Source organism: Haematospirillum sp. H4485 (genome assembly GCF_012102745.1).
Taxonomy (GTDB): Bacteria; Pseudomonadota; Alphaproteobacteria; order Rhodospirillales; family Rhodospirillaceae; genus Haematospirillum.
Window position 1 is genome coordinate 460,592 of record NZ_JAAVSY010000001.1, and the last position, 19,985, is coordinate 480,576.

The following is a 19,985-nucleotide window of genomic DNA, read 5'->3' on the forward strand; positions in this document are numbered from 1 at the left end:
CAAAAAGGCCCCTTTCCCGCACGGTATGATGCTCTTTCCCTTGCGTACAGATCTCAGACGAAGGAACACGTTCCTTGACTACAAACGCGGTCCCATTCCTTTGGGGATCTCAACAATGGCCTTTCCTACAGGGAAGATGGAAATCCACGCCAGCTTCAAATGCGCCCATGCCAGCGGCAAACCAACAAGAGTAATAGCGCAAGCCAAGGCAGACGATATATGGCCCAACGCCAGCCACCAACCGGCAAGGACAAACCACAGCACATTACCCAAAAGGCCCCAGACCCCCGTCCCGATATCACGCTCCCCGTATAAATCCTGGCGGTCAACAGCCATACGGCCAAAAGGCCATAGCGAATAAAATGCAATATTCAGGGAAGACCTGACCCACGGAATCCCGACAATGGTCAAGGCCATCAGACAAGCGGCCAGAACCCAGCCCAAGAACATCACAAAACCACCCAATAGAACCCAGACCACATTCAAGACAAGAACAATGGGATCAGGGGTTTGGGGATACTCTGCGCTGTTTTGTCTCACAACAAGATCCCCTCTCGAGGCATGTTAAGACTATCGCCAATTATAGCAGGAGGAAACGATCCAGGATGCTTGGCGCTGAACATATATCCATAGGACAGGCACGTAACCCTCTTTTGGCAAGCCCCCCCAAAAACTGCTCGGTCAAAATTAAGGACGTTTCGGCACGCACGGAGCTGTCTATATCAAAGGCCATATCGTGCAGCAACATCACCGCCCCTTCCAGACTGCCCGTATCCAGTGCAACATCAATCCGCTTCTGTCCTTCGAGGCGCACCTCATCAGGTGTCTTGCACATACGTGCCAAGCCGGGATCATCAACATGCAACGACCAGTGAGCAACCTGGGCAGAAGGCCAGAACGAGCGAATGGTATGATGGACTTTTGGATTACGATAGCCACCAGCATAAGGAAGACGGACGAGATAAGGATCTGGCGTCGGACGGAAACGGGCCAGCAGCTCCTCTCCCCTGAGAAGGTCGGCTTTCAGACGTTCAGGACCGGCATGGTCAAGACGAATATGGTCCCACCCATGGGCATAAACCGGATGCCCTGCCCGCACAATGTCTGCTACAAGATCGGGGTACTGAACGGTGCGGCACCCTGACAGGAAAAAGGTTGCACCGGCATTATACTCCGACAAAAGCTTCAATATTCCCGGCGTTGCTTCCGGAGTAGGGCCGTCATCATAGGATAACCCGACCCTCCCATCATGATGAGAGAGCCGACGAACGATAGGCAACCAGCGGGCGAAAAGATCAAATTTCATTGCACTCAATATTTTTCCGGAAAAACGGATGCGGGTCGATTATGCTCCCTTAGCAGATCCATAACAATTGCACACCAATGAAAGTTACGGGCCGGTGAGAATTATTATTGCTGATGATGGCGTTCATTTTAACGGATTATGCTTGGAGCAGAGACCTCTTGGGGGAGCGGAAAGCTGTGTTATCTGGCTTGCCGAAGCCTTTGCCAGACTGGGGCACCATGTAACATGTCTGACAAACTCCAATACCTCACTTCTACATAATGGCGTGAACTGGGAACCCATCGACGGGAACCACCCGGAATCAGCCGACTTGTACATTGCCAACCGGGGACATACGGTGCTGCGCCTTATTCCAAAGGCAAGGCACGTTGCTTTCTGGATCCATAATCCCGCCCAATACCTTCTCAAGACACGCTACCTGTGGCCTCTTGTCAGGCGCAAGTCTGCCATGGTCTTTTTGTCAAAATTCCATGCCTCTACCCTTCCGGCATGGGTTCCAGGGCGGCGGCTTGTTATACCTCATGGTGTCGATCCCGTATTTTACCCCTCCCCCCACATAACTATCCCCCCCGGACCACGTGCCGTTTTCCTGTCCAATCCCCTGCGTGGACTGGATCCCCTGCTCGATATGTGGAAACAGCATGTTGTTCCTGCCATTCCTTCAGCCGAGCTGCACCTGTTTACGGGGCCGGGCATTATGAGCCAGCGGGAAGGTGGTTCAGAAGAAACGCAGGCTGTTCTTGAAAAAGCGCAACATACTGCGGGCGTTTTCCTCAACCCTCCCCTGCAGAGGAATAGTCTGGCATCCGCCCTGAGGTCAATGAGGGTGCACTGCTACCCCTCAACGGTACCAGAAAGCTTCTGCTTGGCCATTGCCGAGTCTCAAGCCTGTGGCGTTCCAGCCATCGTCAATGATACAGGGGCACTGCCTGAAAGAATAACAGACAAAAAAACAGGCTTTGTCACAATGACAGCCAACCCTCGATCTTTCGCAGACGCAACAATCCGCCTGCTGTCCGATGACACGTTATGGCAGAGCATGCATCAAAGCCTGTTGCTGGCGCCAATCCGACGCTGGGAAGACGTAGCCCGTGATTTTATCAATCAAACAATAACTTGAGATTGATAAAAGCCAAAGGACGGTTTGTATTTGCACCATCGCACAATTTTGCATTGCGACATGAATTCAAACCGCAACATGGTGATGCATTATCCTGTCCTATGGAGAAAGAAGGAAATCGGGGGTTGTCAGGACAAAAGAATTCAGGCATCTGAAGGCATCACGCATACCCCCGTTTTGGGGAAACCGGCAAAAGAACCGGTTTGTTTCAGAAGCGCTGAACAAAGGCTGTTCCGATGTCCACTGCACATCAAAATCGCTCCTATTTTGGCCCATTGGCCGTGTTGACCGCACCGTTCTTTTTCCTTGGTATGATTACATGCCTGAACGACGTGCTTGTACCTCATCTGAAGGCTGTTTTTACACTCAGCTATGCCGAGGCCGCACTGGTCCAGTTCTGCTTTTTTACCGCTTATTTTTTCGTGTCCCTGCCTTCGGGCATGCTGGCTGAACGGATCGGCTACAAACGTGGCCTCGTTGTGGGGTTTCTGGTGACGGCTGCCGGGTGTATGGCCTTTTGGCCTGCAGCCAGCGAACGGTCCTATCCGCTTTTTCTGGGTGCCCTGTTTATCTTGGCCTCTGGCATTACCCTGATCCAAGTTTGCATGAACCCTTATGTCAGCATTCTCGGCAAGCAGGAAACAGCATCCAGTCGCCTTGCTGTCGTTCAGGCATTTAATTCCGTCGGCACAACAATTGCTCCGTACATTGGATCCTTGTTCATCTTGAGTACGGTTGTCTTGTCAGCCAGCGAACTGGCAGGCATGTCAGAGCTAGAGCAGGCTGCATATCGGGCAAAAGAAGCCGCTTCTGTGCAAGGCCCTTACATGTGGCTGGCAGGTATCCTGATCGCCAATGCGCTCGCTTTGATGTTCATCAAGTTGCCAGACATCAGAAATACCAACTCGGTCATTGATCTGGACAAGAGCACTGATGCAAAAAACCATGGCAGCATCTGGTCCCATCGTCATCTGGTCTTGGGGACCATCGGTATCTTCATGTACGTCGGTGCAGAAGTGGCAATCGGCAGCTTTTTGATTAATCTGTTAGCAATGCCGGAGATCGCAGGCCTTCCAGAAGCCGGGGCTGGTTTTTACCTGTCCCTGTACTGGGGTGGCGCAATGGTTGGACGCTTTGTTGGGGCAGCCATCATGCGCTATGTGAATCCCGGAGCGTTTCTGTCCTTCAACTGCACCATTGCTATAGGGTTGATCATTACAGCTATCCTGTCCAGTGGCCATGTTGCCATGTGGTCCTTGATAGCCGTTGGCCTGTTCAACTCCATCATGTTCCCGACAATCTTTACCCTGTCGGTCAGGGGGCTTGGTCATCATACCAGCAAAGCATCGGGTATTCTGTGTATGGCCATTGTCGGTGGGGCTATTGTGCCCCTGATCCACGGCTTTGTTGCTGATCAAGTCGGGCTTCTGGCCGCGTTCTTTGTGCCGCTCGTATGCTACGCCTATATTCTGTACTATGGCGTCAAGGGTCACCGTGCCGGAGATGCTCATCAACATGCGAACAATCGATCCTTGGCCAGCAAGCCTGCTGCCGGGTAAGGTTTATACGCAATAATTTGAAAGGCCCCGATATAGCTCGGGGCCTTTTTTTTATCCCGCATAGAGAAAGTCACAGCTTTCTAACCAAGCAACTTTTTCTTGAGAACTTCTTGCAGCACACCTGGATTGGCCTTGCCTTGAGTTGCCTTCATAACCTGCCCTATAAACCAGGCAACCAGCTTTTCTTTACCATCCCGTACTTCCTGAGCTTTCTCGGGATTAGCTGCAATAACAGCATCACAGGCAGCTTCAATCGCACTGCTGTCTGTAACCTGTTTCATACCCCGCTCTTCCACGATAAGAGCAGGATCTTTTCCCTCCTCCATCATGATCTCAAAAACGTCCTTCGCCAACCGCCCGGATATAGTGTTGTCTTTTACCAGATCCACCAACTGACCAAGCTGGGATGGACTGACCGGGCTTTGTGAAATGGAAAGCCCCTTTTTGTTCAGGCCACCAAAAAGCGTTGTGATCAACCAGTTCGCAACCTGCTTTCCGTCACGTCCCTCCGCTGCCTCCTCAAAATAAGCAGCAGTTTCCTTCTCCATAACCAGAACGCCTGCATCATAAGGTGTCAGGCCATAGGAGGATACAAACCGCGCTTTTTTATCATCAGGAAGCTCGGGCAACGTTGCCTTGATGCGCTCAACAAACGCATCATCAAACTCCAGGGGCAAAAGATCCGGATCAGGGAAATATCGATAATCATGCGCATGTTCCTTGGACCGCATTGACCGTGTCTCACCACGTGAGGAGTCAAACAGACGTGTCTCCTGAACAATCTGGCCACCGCTTTCATACACTTCAACATGGCGGCGGGCTTCATATTCAATGGCCTGCATGACAAAGCGAACGGAATTGACGTTCTTGATCTCACAACGTGTCCGATATGGCTCCCCGGCTTTGCGGACCGATACGTTGACATCGCAACGCATGGAGCCTTCCTCCATATTGCCGTCACATGTTTCAAGATAACGCAGAATGGAGCGCAGCTTACGCAAGTATGCCCCGGCTTCTTCCGGCGTACGCATATCTGGCTTGGAAACAATCTCCATCAGCGCAACACCAGAACGATTCAGGTCAATCAAAGACTTTGCAGGGTGCTGGTCATGAACAGACTTCCCTGCATCCTGCTCAAGATGCAGGCGCTCGATACCAACCGTACGGCTTGATCCATCGGGCAAATCCAGCACGATCTGCCCTTCACCAACAATGGGTTGATCATACTGGCTGATCTGATACCCTTGGGGTAAATCAGCATAAAAATAGTTCTTGCGCGCAAAAATACTGCGCTTGTTGATCTGTGCTTTCAGCCCCAAACCCGTACGAACGGCTTGCTCCACACACACGCCGTTGATAACCGGCAGCATGCCGGGAAAGCCGGCATCAATAAACGAAACCTGCGTATTCGGCTCCGCTCCGAACGTTGTTGCGGCACCCGAAAACAACTTGGATTGAGAGATAACCTGGGCATGAACCTCAAGCCCGACAACCAGTTCCCAGTCCCCGGTTTCACCTTTGATATGATAGCTCATCGCGCCTTATCCCTTTACCAAAGCCGGAACACCCGGAAAACTAGCGGCCTTTTCCAGAACATCCCCGGCCCGCAGAACAGTCTCCTCATCAAAAGGACGACCGATGATCTGAAGCCCAAGAGACAGACCCGATGCATTCAATCCCGCAGGCACAGATAATCCGGGCAAACCGGCCAATGAGGCAGGGACCGTAAAAATATCATTCAAATACATTGCGATAGGATCATCCATTTTTGCACCCAGCGCGAAAGCTGCAGTCGGGGCGGTTGGCGTCAAGATCGCATCAACCGACCGGAAGGCATCGCGGAAATCCCGCGCAATGCATGACCGCACTTTCTGGGCTTTAAGGTAATAGGCATCGTAATAGCCGGCAGACAGGACATAGGTCCCCATCAGGATACGCCGCTGGACCTCTTCACCAAACCCTGCCGCCCTGGTTTTAGCATACATCTCGTCCAGGGATTTGCCTTCCACCCTCATCCCGAAGCGTAAACCATCGTAACGAGCCAGGTTCGAAGAGGCTTCGGCTGGCGCAACGATATAATACGTTGCGAGAGCATACCGGGTGTGCGGCAAGGTTATGTCATGAATGTCGGCCCCCGCATCCTTCAGCCACGACACCCCCTTGTCCCACAGGGAAGCAACCTCGGGATCCAGGCCATCCGAACGATATTCAGCCGGGATACCAATCTTCAAACCACGGATATCACCAGTCAGGGCCGCCTCAAAATCAGGCACCGGAATGTTTGCGCTGGTGGAATCTTTTGGATCAAAGCCAGCCATCGCGCCCAGCATAATTGCCGCATCGCGAACCGTGCGGGTCATGGGGCCAGCCTGATCCAAGGAGCTTGCAAAGGCAATGGTGCCATACCGGGAACAACGCCCGTACGTTGGCTTCAAACCCGTAATCCCACAATAAGCAGCAGGTTGCCGGATAGATCCACCGGTATCTGTACCCGTTGCGGCCAGCACCATACGGGCCGCAACAGCAGCAGCAGATCCACCGGACGATCCGCCGGGCACCAAGTCCACATCCTGGCCACGTGGCTTCCACGGGTTACGAACCGGGCCGAACCAGCTTGTCTGGTTGGATCCACCCATAGCGAATTCATCCAGATTCAGCTTGCCCAACGAAACAGCACCAGCCTTTCGCAGATTTGCCGAAACCGTGCTTTCATAAGGCGGAATGAACCCTTCCAGCATTCGGCTTCCAGCAGTAGTGCGAACACCTTCTGTACAGAACAGGTCCTTGAGGCCAACGGGAATGCCCGTCATCGGTCCTGCGCTTCCTGCTGCCAAGGCAGCATCAGCTTCCACGGCCTGTTGGCGCGCCTGCTCCGCTGTTTCAGTAATAAAGGCATTCAGCGGGCGCTTCTGCTCCATGACACTAATGTAGGAATCAACCAGCTCAACAGCTGAAAACGTGCGAGAGCGCAGGGCGTCACGGGCCTGGGCCAGGGTCAGGTCAAGAACAGACATTTATTCCACCACCTTCGGCACGGCAAAAAAACCATCCATGGCTTCCGGCGCATTGGCCAGAATGGAGTCACACATACCGCCATCAGAGACGATATCCTCCCGCCAGCGCAGAACCGCATCCGTCACGCTGGTCATAGGCTCTGTTCCTTCGGTATTGACGTCAGCAAGCTGTTCAACCCAGTCAAGAATACCGGAAAGCTGGCTGGCCAGAGGATCAAGCCTGTCTTCGGGCACCTCAATACGGGCTAGGAACGCAACGTTCCGGACGATATCTTTGTCGAGCGACATTGAAAAAAGTCTCCTGGCGGGAGTAAGTGTCTTGGGAGCATCCCCGTCGGCACACAGTACGCGCCGATCCGGGGCTGTACACGCGTAAAATCGCCGGAAGGTATCACTCGTCATGACTGACTGCAACAACCCCGCACCACTTCCTGTGACAGGTCTTTCGCCCTTGCAGATGAAACACGCCCTGCCCACCGCCGGCAGGCTGGCCGGGCTGGACCTTGGCACCAAGACCATAGGCATCGCCCTGTCAGACCCCTTGCTGATCACCGCTACTCCGCTCACAACAATCCGGCGAACCAAATTCACCAAGGACATGACCCTATTATCCGAGCTGGTTGCAGAGTACGAAATAGCCGGCCTGGTCCTTGGGCTTCCGGTGGAAATGGATGGAACAGAAGGACGTCGCTGCCAGTCGACAAGAACGTTTGCCGATAATATCAGAGCGCTGGAACAGCCAATATCCCAGCTTCCAATCGCATTCTGGGATGAACGTTTGTCAACCGCAGCCGTAGAACGCGTCATGATTGATGAGCTGGACATGTCCCGCAAAAAAAGGGCGAAAACCGTGGATAGAAACGCCGCATCCTGGATTCTTCAAGGTTTCCTTGATGCCATTGCTTTTGCAGACAAATAAATCTACCGTCAATCGATATATGACTTCCTTGCATGGCATGCAGGGCCGCCATAAAGCCCTAGCGCACACCATTCTCCCCTTGCCGGAATGATGTTTTAACTTCATAGTCCGCCCTTATGAAAAATCCGGCATACTCTCATAGGCATTTTCTTGGTATGGAGGGGTTGTACCCTCACGAGATTGAAGAATTTCTCGATCTCGCGGATAGTTATGCAGACAGGAATCGCCAACCCCGGTATGAGTCCAATCGCCTGACAGGACGGACGCAGGTCAACCTGTTCATGGAAGCATCAACCCGCACACGGGCTTCTTTCGAGCTTGCCGGACTCAAAATGGGGGCCAACGTCATTAACATGACATCGGCAGGATCCTCCATCTGCAAAGGTGAGACCCTTGTTGATATGGCCGTAACCCTGAACGCCATGAAGCTGGATATACTGGTTGTTCGCCACCATGATTCAGGCGCAGCAAAGCTACTGTCCAAGCATGTACAGTGTGCCGTCGTCAATGCTGGCGACGGCCTGCACGAGCATCCGACGCAAGCCATTGTCGATGCCCTGACCATACGGCGAAACAAGGGGCGGCTTGCGGGATTGGAGGTTGCCATTTGTGGAGACATCGCCCATTCCCGGGTTGCGCGGTCCAATATTCATCTTTTGAGCACCATGGGGGTTAATATCCGGGTTGTTGCGCCCCGCCCATTGCTGCCCTCGCATATTGAATGCATGGGCGTAACTCCCTTTACCGACATGCGTGAAGGCATACGGGATGCTGACATTATCATGATGCTCCGCGTACAGAATGAGCGCCTTGGTGAATCCTGCATTCCTTCTGCCCGTGAATACGCTCACTTCTTTGGCCTGAACCGCGACAAACTTGCCTTGGCCAAACCCGATGCGCTTGTCATGCACCCGGGACCCATCAATCGGGGTATCGAAATTGATTCCGATGTCGCTGACGATCTTGATCGTTCATTAATTCGCCAACAGGTTGAAATGAGCATTGCGGCCCGTATGGCCATTCTGGATATCCTGATCCGCAATGCCGAGAATAATGGCTTGTAAGCCACCCCGGGAACAGAAACGTCCATGCATCGTACGCACTATTTCAACGCCCGCCTTCTGGATCCATCCGTTGACCTGGATGTTCCGGGTGGCCTTCTGGTTGAAGGGTCTTTTATCCTTGATTGCGGGCCGCATTTGCAGCACTCAGGCGCGATACATGCAGACAGTACAATTGACTGCAGAAACATGGCGCTTGCGCCTGGTTTGGTTGACATGCGAACCCATCTGCGCGAACCGGGATTTGCGCACAGGGAAACACTACGCACGACTGGGTTACTGGCTGCATCGGGCGGCGTAACCTCAGTCGCCGGCCTTCCCGGAACGGATCCTCTGGTTGACAACGAAGCAGCCCTTGCCTTTGTCCTGAACAAGGCACGCACAGATTCAGCCGTGAAAATTTATCCCTATGCAACGGCCACAGCCGGGGCAAAAGGAACAGAGCTGGTTGAGTATGGCCTTATGTCTGCAGCGGGCGCCATCGCTTTTACCGATGGAGAGCACGCCGTATCGAATGCAGGCACACTAAGGCGGATCATGCAGTATACGTCCATGTACGGGCTTCTGTTAATCCAGAGACCGGAAGACCCCTCACTGGCAAAGGGTGTTGCAACCAGTGGAGAACTGGCAACCCGCATGGGCCTTTCCGGTATACCATCTGAGGCTGAAGTCATCCTTCTCGAGCGAGACCTGCGCCTTGTCGCGATGACCGGTGCCCGCTATCATGCATCACTGATCTCGACAGCAGACAGTGTCGAGGCCATACGTCAAGCAAAAGCAAAGGGGCTTTCTGTCACATGCGACACAGCCCCTCCTTATTTTACACTGAATGAACTGGCCATATCCGGCTACAACACATCAGCAAAACTAAGCCCCCCGCTACGATCCGAGAGCGACAGAAGAGCTGTCATTGCCGGCTTGATGGATGGCACCATCGATGCCATCGTTTCCGACCATGCGCCGCAGAATAGTGACGCAAAAGATGTTCCCTTCGCGCGTGCCGCCTGCGGAGGTCTTGGACTGGAAACGCTTTTACCCCTGACGCTGGGTATGGTCCACGATGGGAGCATGCCCATATTGCGGTCTCTTGCTCTTCTCAGTCTCAACCCAGCACGCATACTTGGTCTCAAAGCCGGAAAACTGGCAGCAGGGTACCCTGCCGATCTGATTGTGGTAGATCTAGACAAGCCTTGGAAGTACAGTGCAGACAAGTCTTGCTCAGGCTCCAGAAACTCGCCTTTTGACGGACACCTCTTACAGGGGCGGGTGTTGCGTACCATTGTTGACGGGAAAACAATTTATGTTCACGGTACCTGAGGTGCCTGCAGAGCTTGCCCTGCTTCTATGCTCTGTTTTTGGATACCTTTTTGGCAGCATACCGTTCGGTATTGTGCTGACGAAGCCGTTTGGGTACGACCTTCGATCCATTGGATCGGGAAACATCGGCGCCACCAATGTCCTGCGTACAGGGCGCAAGGATCTGGCGCTGGCAACCTTGGTCATGGATGCGGGCAAAGGAGGTATTGCAGCTGCGCTGGCCGGAATACTGGTTGACGCATCTGGCAGCCTTGTTGCCGGATGTGCCGCCGTTCTGGGGCATAACTTCCCGATTTGGCTTCGCTTCAAGGGGGGTAAAGGAGTTGCCACCACGCTGGGCGTTTTATTCCTGACAGCTTGGCCTGTCGGAGCCATAGCGTGCAGCGTCTGGTTTCTGATGGCACTTCTGACTCGCTACTCTTCTCTCTCTGCCTTGATGGCCTTGGGTACAGCCCCGGTTTCAGCATGGTTCTTGGCCTCCCCGGCCCATACTGTGGCGTTTGCCGTCTTGGCCATTCTTGCCTTCGTACGCCATCATGAAAACATACGACGGCTCCTTCAAGGCACAGAGTCAAAGATCAGGCTGAGAAAGGCACAGTAACTAGCAGATCCGCGTTTCTCCACAAAAATCACGAAGGAACATATCGGCGGCTTTCTGGCCACGCAGGCTATGAGACAAGATAAGGTGTAGCTTGGCAAAAGCCGTTTCCCGTGTCAGGCCACGCCCTGCAAGGACACCTGCATCGCGTAGCACCGCACCTGCCTCATAATGATCCAGATCGATGGCTCCGTCCGCGCATTGACTAACAGCAACGATCAATGTTCCGTGATGCACCAGATCGGATAGTACCCGTTGCAAGGCTCCCTCTACAAAAGGAGCTGTACCGCTGCCAAAACATTCCAGAACCAATCCACTTGGATTCCATGCCGTCAGCCCAGCCAAGAACCCGGCAGAGAGCCCCGGATGGCAGGTAACAAAACCAATGTCTATAACAGTTGGTGACAGCGGTGGGGAACCGAGACGAATCCCATCGTTGCTCGGGATTAACCATGAAGCATCTGCATGCGCCAAGGACAAAACATCACGAAACGCATCAGGAGTTGATGTAGATATTTTACGGCTGCGTACAGCAGGGATGATGCGGCCTCCAAAGCAAACGAGAACGCCATGGACATCGGGGTCCCGCGCAACTGAAAGTGCCTGTTCCAGATTCCCGATACCATCACTGCCATGAACAACCAAAGGGATTATGGAACCAGTCAGAACAACAGGTGCTCCACATGCAACCTGTTGCAGGGCAAGGCTTGCGGCTGTCCAGGACAATGTATCAGTACCATGCACGACAATGACACCATGGCCAGATGATGTCGCACGTACACACTCGCGACCGATCTTGTACCAAAGAGCAGGATCAACATGAGCACTGTCAACAGCAGGGGCATATTCCAGCACCACATCCCTGCCATCCATACAACCCGGCAGCATACGATCAAGGAGCGAGACAAAGGAAGCAGCAGGACGCCACCCCCTCTCACCAAGCTCCATTCCAATGGTACCACCTGTATACACAATTGTGACTGGACGCATATCACCCCTGCTGAGCAGAAAAATTAACATTAACGCTTGGTAATAATGGGGAAGAGTATTGGAAGGTCAATCATCGCCTTGATATATAACCTTGGATAGATAATATATCGTCATGATGACGACTCTTTTCTCTCCCCCCGCCTCCACCCTGTCTCACTCCGACAAGATTAGCTGGCTTCGCTTGATCCGCAGTGAGAACGTTGGCCCCATTACATTTTTCAAACTTCTTGACCGATTTGGAACACCCCGTGATGCTTTGAATGCCTTGCCGGAATTGGCTCGCCGTGGAGGACGGGGCAAACCCATCAAGATATGCTCCACCAGCACAGCAGAGCATGAGCTGATGACAGCCAAAACAGTGGGTGCACGGCTGCTTTGTGCCATTGAACCAAACTATCCTGCTCTTTTGTCTGCAATCGATGATGCACCACCCTGCATTTATATCATGGGCAATGAGTCAGTCCTGAAAAATCCCTGCGTATCCATTGTCGGAGCACGAAACGCATCAGCAAGCGCACGTCAACTGGCTTGGCGGCTGGCCATGGATCTTGGGAAGGCAGGGATGACCGTTGTATCTGGACTAGCTCGCGGCATTGATACGTCCGCACATGAAGGGTCTCTACAAACAGGAACCATTGCTGTGATGGCTGGCGGCCCCGATGTGATCTATCCACCCGAGAACAAGGATCTGTATGATAAAATCCGGGCCACAGGTGCTATTGTTTCTGAAATGCCTCCTCTGACTGAGCCACAAGCCCGCCATTTTCCACGACGTAATCGTATCATATCCGGCCTGTCACGAGGCTTGGTCGTGATGGAGGCAACAGCCCGATCCGGCTCGTTGATTACAGCACGTATGGCCGCTGAACAGGGGCGAGATGTTTTTGCCGTACCGGGATCACCCCTGGACCCCCGTAGTGAAGGCCCCAACAATCTGATACGGGATGGTGCAACACTGGTCAGAAGCGCGGATGATATTCTTTTCGCGTTGGGCAATGCCGGGCACACGCCGTTCCGCGAACCCGGACACACCCGTTTTTCCATGGGAAAACCGTCGCATTTCAACGAAAGTACCTTGGCAGAGGCCAGAGAGATTGTTGGCGGTTTGCTGTCACCTGCTGCTGTGACTGTTGACGAAATCATCCGGCAATGCCAATTGTCTCCGGCTGCTGTCTCCATGGTTCTCTTGGAGCTGGAGTTGGCGGGGCGCCTTGAACGGCACCCCGGAGGTCGCGTGTCAATGCTTGCTTAATTCTCTGGAACAGAAGGATTATCGCGGGACGACACCACTCTGTGATCAGGAAAGAAGTGTGCCCGGATATCCCATGAACGTTGTCATTGTCGAGTCGCCGGCCAAGGCCAAAACCATCAACAAGTATCTGGGCAAGGATTATACCGTTCTTGCATCCTTCGGCCATGTGCGCGACCTGCCGCCAAAAGACGGATCTGTCCGACCGGATGAAGACTTTGCAATGGACTGGGATACAGACAGTCGGTCAGAAAAGCACATTCGCGAGATTGTTCAGGCGGTCAAGAATGCCGAGCGCGTTTTTCTGGCCTCTGACCCGGATCGTGAAGGGGAAGCAATTGCTTGGCATGTGCTGGAGGAACTGGCCCGTCGGCGCGCCCTGAAGGGGGTGGATGTCAAGCGTGTCACCTTCAATGCCATTACCAAAACTGCGGTAACAGAGGCTATCAATAACCCTCGCGACATAGATCAGCCTTTGGTTGATGCCTATATGGCCAGAAGGGCCTTGGACTATCTCGTCGGGTTTACATTGTCGCCCGTGCTGTGGCGAAAGCTGCCCGGATCACGCTCTGCCGGCCGGGTGCAATCTGTTGCCCTGCGCCTGATCTGCGAGCGTGAGTCCGAGATTGAGCGGTTCCGTTCCGAAGAATACTGGACCATTACAGCTGACATGCGGTCAGCCATGGACAAGCCTTTTACAGCACGCCTGACGCATCTGGATGGCCAGAAGCTTGAAAAGTTCTCGCTGCCCGATGCATCTTCTGCCGAAAGAGCACTTGTTGCCGTCAAGGCAGGTACCTTTACCGTTTCATCTCTGGAACGCAAGCAGGCCAAACGCCATCCTGCCCCGCCGTTTACAACATCGACACTGCAACAGGAAGCCGCACGGAAACTGTACTTTTCTGCCACCCGGACGATGCAGACAGCACAAAGGCTGTATGAAGGTGTCACTATCCGCGGTGAAACCGTTGGTCTGATCACCTATATGCGTACAGATGCTGTTTCCATAACACCGGAAGCTGTCAATGACATCCGTACCCTGATTGAACAGGGATGGGGCAGCAAACTGCTTCCTTCAACGCCCCGGGTTTACAAGACGAAACAGAAGAATGCCCAGGAAGCGCACGAGGCCATTCGCCCGACCAACGTCTTTCTGCGTCCGGCAGATGTTCGCGATTCCCTAGATGATGATCAGTTCAAACTTTACGAACTTGTCTGGAAACGTACCGTTGCCAGTCAGATGGAAAGCGCCCTGCTTGACCAGACCGGCGTGAACCTGTCGACCCGGGACCGGAAAACAGTACTTCGCGCAAATGGGTCAACCGTTGTCTTCGAGGGCTTCCTGATCCTGTACCGCGAAGATCTGGACGATGTATCGGGTCAGGATGACGAGGACAAGGAACGTATACTCCCCCCCCTGCATGAGGGAGAAACGACAACGCTGTCCGACGCCCGGACCGATCAGCACTTCACCCAGCCTCCGCCCCGCTATTCTGAAGCCAGTCTGGTCAAGAAGATGGAAGAGCTGGGCATTGGGCGACCCTCGACCTATGCTTCTATTCTCCACGTCCTGCAGGATCGAAGCTATGTCAGGCTGGAGCAACGCAAATTCATCCCCGAAGATCGGGGGCGTATTGTCACAGCATTCCTTGAAAGCTTCTTCCGCCGTTATGTGGAATATAATTTCACGGCTACCCTTGAAAATCAGCTCGATGAAATATCAGCTGGCGCAGTGAACTGGAAAGATGTGCTCCGCAATTTCTGGCAGGATTTTACACAGGCCATATCCGGAACCAAGAACCTGAGAATCAGCGAGGTTCTTGATGCCTTGGATGCTGACCTTGGCGTGCATCTGTTCCCGGAAAAGGAGGATGGATCCGATCCTCGCATCTGCCCATCCTGCCAAACCGGGCGCCTTTCGCTGAAACTTGGCAAGACCGGGGCCTTTATAGGCTGCTCGGCGTACCCCGAGTGTCGCTATACCCGCCCCCTGGGCGGAAATGCCGAAGATGCAGGTGCCGGAGACCGTGAATTGGGGACAGACCCGGAAACCGGCTTGGCCATTGTGGTACGCAAGGGGCCATATGGCTGGTACGTGCAGCTGGGGGAGGCAACCGGGGAAGGTAAGGCAAAAACCAAACCCAAACGAGCCGGATTGCCAAAGGACATAGATCCTCAGGCCATCGATCTGGAGCGTGCACTGTCTCTTCTCTCCCTGCCAAGAACCGTTGGTCAGCACCCCGAAACCGGTCTGCCCATTCTGGCTGGCATTGGCCGCTTTGGTCCATACATTGTGCACGATGGCAAATACGTCAACCTGCGCCAGGACAATGTCCTGGATATCGGCATCAACCGTGCCGTGGATCTTCTCGCATCGGCAAAGACACGCGCACCCAAGGCAGCCGGCAAAGAACTGGGCATCCATCCCGATGACGGAAAGAGCGTGCAGCTCCTTTCAGGGCGCTATGGCCCCTATGTGGAACATGGCAGCATACGGGCCAATATTCCGAAGGGTACTGATCCTGAAACAGTAACGCTGGAGCAAGCCTTGGAATGGCTGGCGGCCAAGGCCGAAAAAAATCCAAAGACTGGCAAAGCGACCACTGCCAAAACAAAAAGCAAGAAAGCAGCTACAAAGCCGGCTGACAAGAAAGAGAAGACAGCAAGCAAGCCCGCACCACGATCCCGTAGCAAGAAGAGAACCAATGACGATGATGTCTCCTGAGTGCAGGAGGCCCTGATTTTGGCAAAGAAAAATCCAAAACATGTCCCTGTTCCCACCCGCAAGGATGTGCTCGACTTTATTCAGGGAAATCCGGGCCGGATCAGTAAACGCGAACTGGCCCGGGCCTTCAACCTGACCGCAGAGCAGCGCCCGCTGCTACAACAAATCATCAAAGGGCTGGAGAAAGAGGGTAAAATCCAGCGCCGCCACAAACAGCGCCCCCAGTATCCGGAACGTCTGCCCCAGATGGTCGCGGTTCAGATAACCGGGACGGATTCCGAAGGGGAACTGGTAGGGCGCCCATTAACGTGGGAACAGGAAGGATCGCCTCCCCGGGTTTTTGTCACGGCAACCCGCCGCGGCCTACCAACGGTCGGGGTCGGGGATCACGTACTGTGCAAGCTGACACCGGGACGAAGCGGAAATTACAACGGCCATGTCATCCAGAAGCTTGTCGAAACGCCAGCGCGCGTTCTGGGTATTCTGGAAGCGGGAGTTAATGGGTTGCTCTTGCGCCCCACAGATCGCCGGGACCGCCAAGGCTATGTTATCGCCAGAGGTGACGCTGCCGGGGCCCATGTGGGGGAGCTGGTGGAGGCAGAGATTCTCTCCGGACGGCGTTCCGGTCTACGCCAGGCGAAGGTTCTGGAAAGGCTTGGCACCATGAACAGCCCCGGGGCTGTCAGCCTGATTGCCATCCATGCCCATGGTATCCCTGTAGAATTCCCTGCAGATGCCCTGGAGCAAGCCGCCAAGGCCCGGAAAGCCCCCTTGGGAAAGCGTACAGATCTACGGTCTGTTCCTTTGGTAACGATTGACGGCGAAGACGCACGGGACTTTGATGACGCGGTATGGGCAGAACCAACAGAGGATGGCGGATGGCACGCACTGGTTGCCATTGCTGACGTGTCTTACTATGTGCGTCCCGGTACCCCGCTGGACAAGACAGCGTATGAACGCGGCAATTCGGTCTACTTTCCTGACCGGGTTGTTCCCATGCTGCCAGAGGCTCTTTCGAACGGATGGTGCTCACTCCGCCCGCATGAAGAGCGACCCTGTGTGGCTGTCCACATGTGGTTCGATGCCAAAGGCAAGAAAATCAGGCATACATTCGTCCGTGGCTTGATGAAATCCAGGGCCCGTTTGACCTATACCCAAGTTCAGAATGCGTTCGATGGCATTATGGATGAAGCAACGTCGCCTCTTGCCGAAGATATTCTGAAACCTTTGTACGGTTGCTTCAAGGTTCTTCGCTCATACAGAGAACAGCGCGGTGCCCTGGAGATCACGATCCCGGAGAGAAAGATCCTGGTCGATGACACCGGGGCTGTTACCGCAATCCAGCCACGCATCCAGAGCGACAGCCATCGCCTGGTTGAGGAGTTGATGGTTGCAGCGAATGTTTGTGCCGCAGAAACACTGGAATCGCTGGAGGCCCCCTGCATGTACAGGGTGCACGACGAGCCCCCGATGGAACGTCTGGAAAACCTGCGTACATTTTTGCGTACAATTGGTCTGAATCTGGCGACTGGTGCCCTGACACCCCGCAACTTCAATCATATTCTGGAACGGGTCAAAGATACGGCCCACGAGCATCTGGTACACTCGGTCGTTCTGCGCAGCCAGTCACAGGCCATCTATACGCCTGAGAACCGAGGGCATTTTGGCTTGGGCTTGCGTCATTACGCACACTTTACCTCCCCCATTCGACGCTATGCGGATCTTTTGGTACACAGGGCCCTGATATCAGGACTTGGGCTGGGAACACGGAACGAATATCTACCGGAAGAACAGGCTGCATCCTTTCCCCAGGCAGGCGAGCATATTTCGTCTACGGAGCGGCGTGCTGCACAGGCCGAACGTGATGTCATAGACCGGTATACGGCTCATTTCATGGCATCAAAGGTAGGGGCCCGCTTTGCGGGACGTGTTGCCAGCGTCAATCGTTTCGGACTGTTTGTCGAGCTGGATGAAACAGGTGCCAACGGCCTGATACCGATATCCACACTGCAGGATGATTTTTACCATTACGACGAAGGGGCACATCGCCTGACCGGACAAAGCGGCAGGATGTCGCACACCTTGGGAGATCGGATTATGGTCACCCTTGCAAAAGCTGACCCTCTGACCGGCTCATTGATTTTTGGAATCGTTCGCGAAGGCAGAGACCATCAGGACTTGCAACGTGAGAATACCAATACACACGCTCATCGGGGACCAAAACCTGTCAAGAACAATCGGCGCAAGATTGGGTCCAGACAAGCACCACGGGATTTACAAGTGGCCTACCCAGCGTCGTCAACAAAAAGGAAACCGGGAAAGAGGAAATAGCGGTGTCTGCGCTTGTTTGGTGTTTCCTTCTGCGATCATAATAAGAACGGCTGGTTTTCAGACAGCACTGACGTGAAAGTCCGAATGACCAGGCGCCCCGGTGAACAGTTGGAACAAATTTACCCCATGCCAGTCACAATGCACTGTCGGTCGCGGACACCCAGCAAGCTGGCTTGGATTCTGGGAATAGCCATGGTGCTGACCCGGATCTCGGTGACTTGTTATGCGTCACCTGTATCCTTGGAAGGTCAGCCCCCTGCCGAGGTGCATGACCAAGAAGACATGGTCCGGGTTATATCCTATGGCCTTGACGTGATTGCAGCACGTTCTCTAGAGCCAGCCGAGATCAGTACAATAGCTCAAGATGGTCTCCATGGTATCATAGCCATGGACCCTGATCTGAAACTACGTGCCGAGAACAACTGGCTCCATCTGCACCAGAAAGATACACCAATCGGTGCATTTGCCATGCCCATGCAAAAAGACCCAACTGCATGGGGGCATCTTGTTGTCAACGTTGTCACCCATGCAGGGCAAATCTCTCCTCATATCCAAATTACAAAGCCAGAGCCTCTCTACCGGGCCTTGTTTGGTGCTATCCTTTCACATCTCGACCCATTCTCACGGTACGCCAGCCCGGAAGAAGCCGCTGAACAAAGAGCCAATCGCAGCGGCTATGGCGGCATTGGTATGCGCTATCAGATTATGAGTGATCATTTGCTGGTTCTCGACGTCCAGCCCGATACGCCAGCGGAACTATCCGGCCTCCTGAAAGGAGATCATATTACAAGGATCGGGCACACAGACCTGTCGGATATAAAAGGCAATCACGAAGATATTGCTCGCTATATTCGTGGTCTTGTGAGATCACCAGTACGCTTGAAAGTCGAAAGAAACGGCCTTAGCCGCGACATCAATATCAAACCGGGACAGGCTGCCGTTCAGACCGTAGATGCCCAGCTTGCTGAAGATGCTGTTCCAATCATTCACATTCGCTACTTCATTCAAAATACAGCTGAAAAATTGGCAGCCTTTATCCATGAGGCTAAAAGGAAACACAAAGGCTCGTTAAGAGGACTGATCCTTGATTTACGCGGCAATCCAGGTGGCCTTCTGGATCAAGCGGTAGAATGTGCGGGGCTCTTTATTTCTTCAGGGCGTCTGCTCTCCACCCTTGGGCGCCACCCGGAATCCGTGCAAAGCTACAGCACCAACGGCCGTGATATTATGGACGGACGCCCCATCGTTGTTCTGCTGGATGAAAGATCCGCATCGGCCGCAGAAATACTGGGTGCTGCACTGCAAGACAAAGGGAGAGCGCTTGTTGTTGGCACCTCAACATACGGGAAAGGCACGGTACAGACGATAATCCGCCTTCCTAACAATGGAGAGCTGACACTGACATGGTCCCGGCTCCATACACCTGCCGGATACTCCCTTAATAAACTTGGGGTTATGCCCTCACTGTGCACATCGACCCTTAGATTTGGGAATATACAACCATTACAAACTGTTGGCGGTAACATTGATGCTACTGCCGCTATAGCGTCGCGGTGGCGTACAGTTGGTCTGACAGATCATGAGGGACGAGAGTCTCTTCGTTCCCTATGCCCACCCGAAGGTCATGGCGGACGTTATGGCGATATTCTTGTTGCCAGAGACATTATTAATAACAGTGCCTTATACAAGGATATAACGGCCGCAATCATGATGCCCCCTGCCCCCTTGTCTTATCACTGACAAAGCCGGTGCGGATGGATGCCTGTTATGTCCACGACCTCTTTCTCTTGACTCTC

16 protein-coding genes are annotated in these 19,985 nt (G+C 53.7%); 10 read left to right on the forward strand and 6 right to left on the reverse strand.

What is annotated here, in order from left to right:
* Nucleotides 1-78 precede the first annotated feature (78 nt).
* Nucleotides 79-540, reverse strand: coding sequence for a YccF domain-containing protein (locus HEQ61_RS02175; RefSeq protein ID WP_168019061.1), 462 nt, complete (start codon nucleotides 538-540; stop codon nucleotides 79-81).
* A gap of 40 nt (nucleotides 541-580) precedes the next feature.
* Complete coding sequence (locus tag HEQ61_RS02180; protein ID WP_168019063.1) at nucleotides 581-1,306, reverse strand: polysaccharide deacetylase family protein; 726 nt, start codon at nucleotides 1,304-1,306, stop codon at nucleotides 581-583.
* Nucleotides 1,307-1,400: 94 nt separating this feature from the next.
* On the opposite strand from HEQ61_RS02180, the gene HEQ61_RS11165 reads away from it, so the two are divergent.
* Complete coding sequence (locus HEQ61_RS11165; RefSeq protein WP_168019065.1) at nucleotides 1,401-2,426, forward strand: glycosyltransferase family 4 protein; 1,026 nt, start codon at nucleotides 1,401-1,403, stop codon at nucleotides 2,424-2,426.
* Nucleotides 2,427-2,662: 236 nt separating this feature from the next.
* Nucleotides 2,663-3,985, forward strand: a complete 1,323-nt coding sequence (locus tag HEQ61_RS02190) for a sugar MFS transporter (RefSeq protein ID WP_168019067.1) — start codon at nucleotides 2,663-2,665, stop codon at nucleotides 3,983-3,985.
* 80 nt (nucleotides 3,986-4,065) lie between these two features.
* Here HEQ61_RS02190 and gatB read toward each other — a convergent pair whose 3' ends face one another.
* Genes gatB through gatC form a run of 3 tightly spaced genes read right to left on the reverse strand, consistent with a single transcriptional unit; the run spans nucleotide 4,066 to nucleotide 7,287 of the window.
* Nucleotides 4,066-5,520 (reverse strand): Asp-tRNA(Asn)/Glu-tRNA(Gln) amidotransferase subunit GatB, encoded by a 1,455-nt coding sequence (gene gatB, locus HEQ61_RS02195; RefSeq protein WP_168019069.1) that lies wholly within the window; start codon nucleotides 5,518-5,520, stop codon nucleotides 4,066-4,068.
* Nucleotides 5,521-5,526: 6 nt separating this feature from the next.
* A complete protein-coding gene (gene gatA / locus HEQ61_RS02200; protein WP_168019071.1) occupies nucleotides 5,527-6,999 on the reverse strand; it encodes an Asp-tRNA(Asn)/Glu-tRNA(Gln) amidotransferase subunit GatA in 1,473 nt (490 codons plus the stop codon).
* Nucleotides 7,000-7,287, reverse strand: coding sequence for an Asp-tRNA(Asn)/Glu-tRNA(Gln) amidotransferase subunit GatC (gatC, locus tag HEQ61_RS02205; RefSeq protein WP_168019073.1), 288 nt, complete (start codon nucleotides 7,285-7,287; stop codon nucleotides 7,000-7,002).
* Nucleotides 7,288-7,456: 169 nt separating this feature from the next.
* Here gatC and ruvX point away from each other — a divergent pair, with 169 nt between their 5' ends.
* The 4 genes from ruvX to plsY all read left to right on the forward strand — a co-directional run bounded on the left by ruvX (nucleotide 7,457) and on the right by plsY (nucleotide 10,897).
* Entirely contained in the window at nucleotides 7,457-7,918 is a 462-nt protein-coding gene (gene ruvX / locus HEQ61_RS02210; protein ID WP_415877246.1) for a Holliday junction resolvase RuvX, read from the forward strand.
* Nucleotides 7,919-8,034: 116 nt separating this feature from the next.
* On the forward strand, nucleotides 8,035-8,982 hold the full coding sequence (locus tag HEQ61_RS02215) for an aspartate carbamoyltransferase catalytic subunit (protein WP_168019077.1): 948 nt from the start codon (nucleotides 8,035-8,037) through the stop codon (nucleotides 8,980-8,982).
* A 24-nt stretch (nucleotides 8,983-9,006) separates the two neighbouring features.
* Nucleotides 9,007-10,296, forward strand: coding sequence for a dihydroorotase (gene pyrC / locus HEQ61_RS02220; RefSeq protein ID WP_168019079.1), 1,290 nt, complete (start codon nucleotides 9,007-9,009; stop codon nucleotides 10,294-10,296).
* Nucleotides 10,280-10,897, forward strand: coding sequence for a glycerol-3-phosphate 1-O-acyltransferase PlsY (gene plsY, locus HEQ61_RS02225; RefSeq protein ID WP_168019081.1), 618 nt, complete (start codon nucleotides 10,280-10,282; stop codon nucleotides 10,895-10,897). Before pyrC ends, plsY begins: the two co-directional genes overlap by 17 nt.
* Here the strand turns inward: plsY and HEQ61_RS02230 are convergent, their stop codons facing one another.
* Complete coding sequence (locus tag HEQ61_RS02230) at nucleotides 10,898-11,884, reverse strand: asparaginase (RefSeq protein WP_168019083.1); 987 nt, start codon at nucleotides 11,882-11,884, stop codon at nucleotides 10,898-10,900.
* Between the two features lie 112 nt (nucleotides 11,885-11,996).
* On the opposite strand from HEQ61_RS02230, the gene dprA reads away from it, so the two are divergent.
* The 4 genes from dprA (at nucleotide 11,997) to HEQ61_RS02250 (ending at nucleotide 19,929) form a co-directional block, all read left to right on the forward strand.
* Nucleotides 11,997-13,136: a DNA-processing protein DprA gene (gene dprA, locus HEQ61_RS02235; RefSeq protein ID WP_245183054.1), complete on the forward strand. Its 1,140-nt coding sequence runs from the start codon at nucleotides 11,997-11,999 to the stop codon at nucleotides 13,134-13,136.
* Nucleotides 13,137-13,209: 73 nt separating this feature from the next.
* Nucleotides 13,210-15,858 carry a type I DNA topoisomerase gene (gene topA, locus HEQ61_RS02240; protein WP_168019085.1) on the forward strand — a complete coding sequence of 883 codons (2,649 nt, stop codon included), beginning with the start codon at nucleotides 13,210-13,212 and terminating at the stop codon, nucleotides 15,856-15,858.
* 18 nt (nucleotides 15,859-15,876) lie between these two features.
* The gene (gene rnr, locus HEQ61_RS02245) at nucleotides 15,877-18,189 is read left to right on the forward strand and encodes a ribonuclease R (RefSeq protein ID WP_168019087.1); all 2,313 of its coding nucleotides are present in this window, start codon (nucleotides 15,877-15,879) and stop codon (nucleotides 18,187-18,189) included.
* A gap of 84 nt (nucleotides 18,190-18,273) precedes the next feature.
* A complete protein-coding gene (locus HEQ61_RS02250; protein ID WP_168019089.1) occupies nucleotides 18,274-19,929 on the forward strand; it encodes a S41 family peptidase in 1,656 nt (551 codons plus the stop codon).
* Nucleotides 19,930-19,985 lie beyond the last annotated feature (56 nt).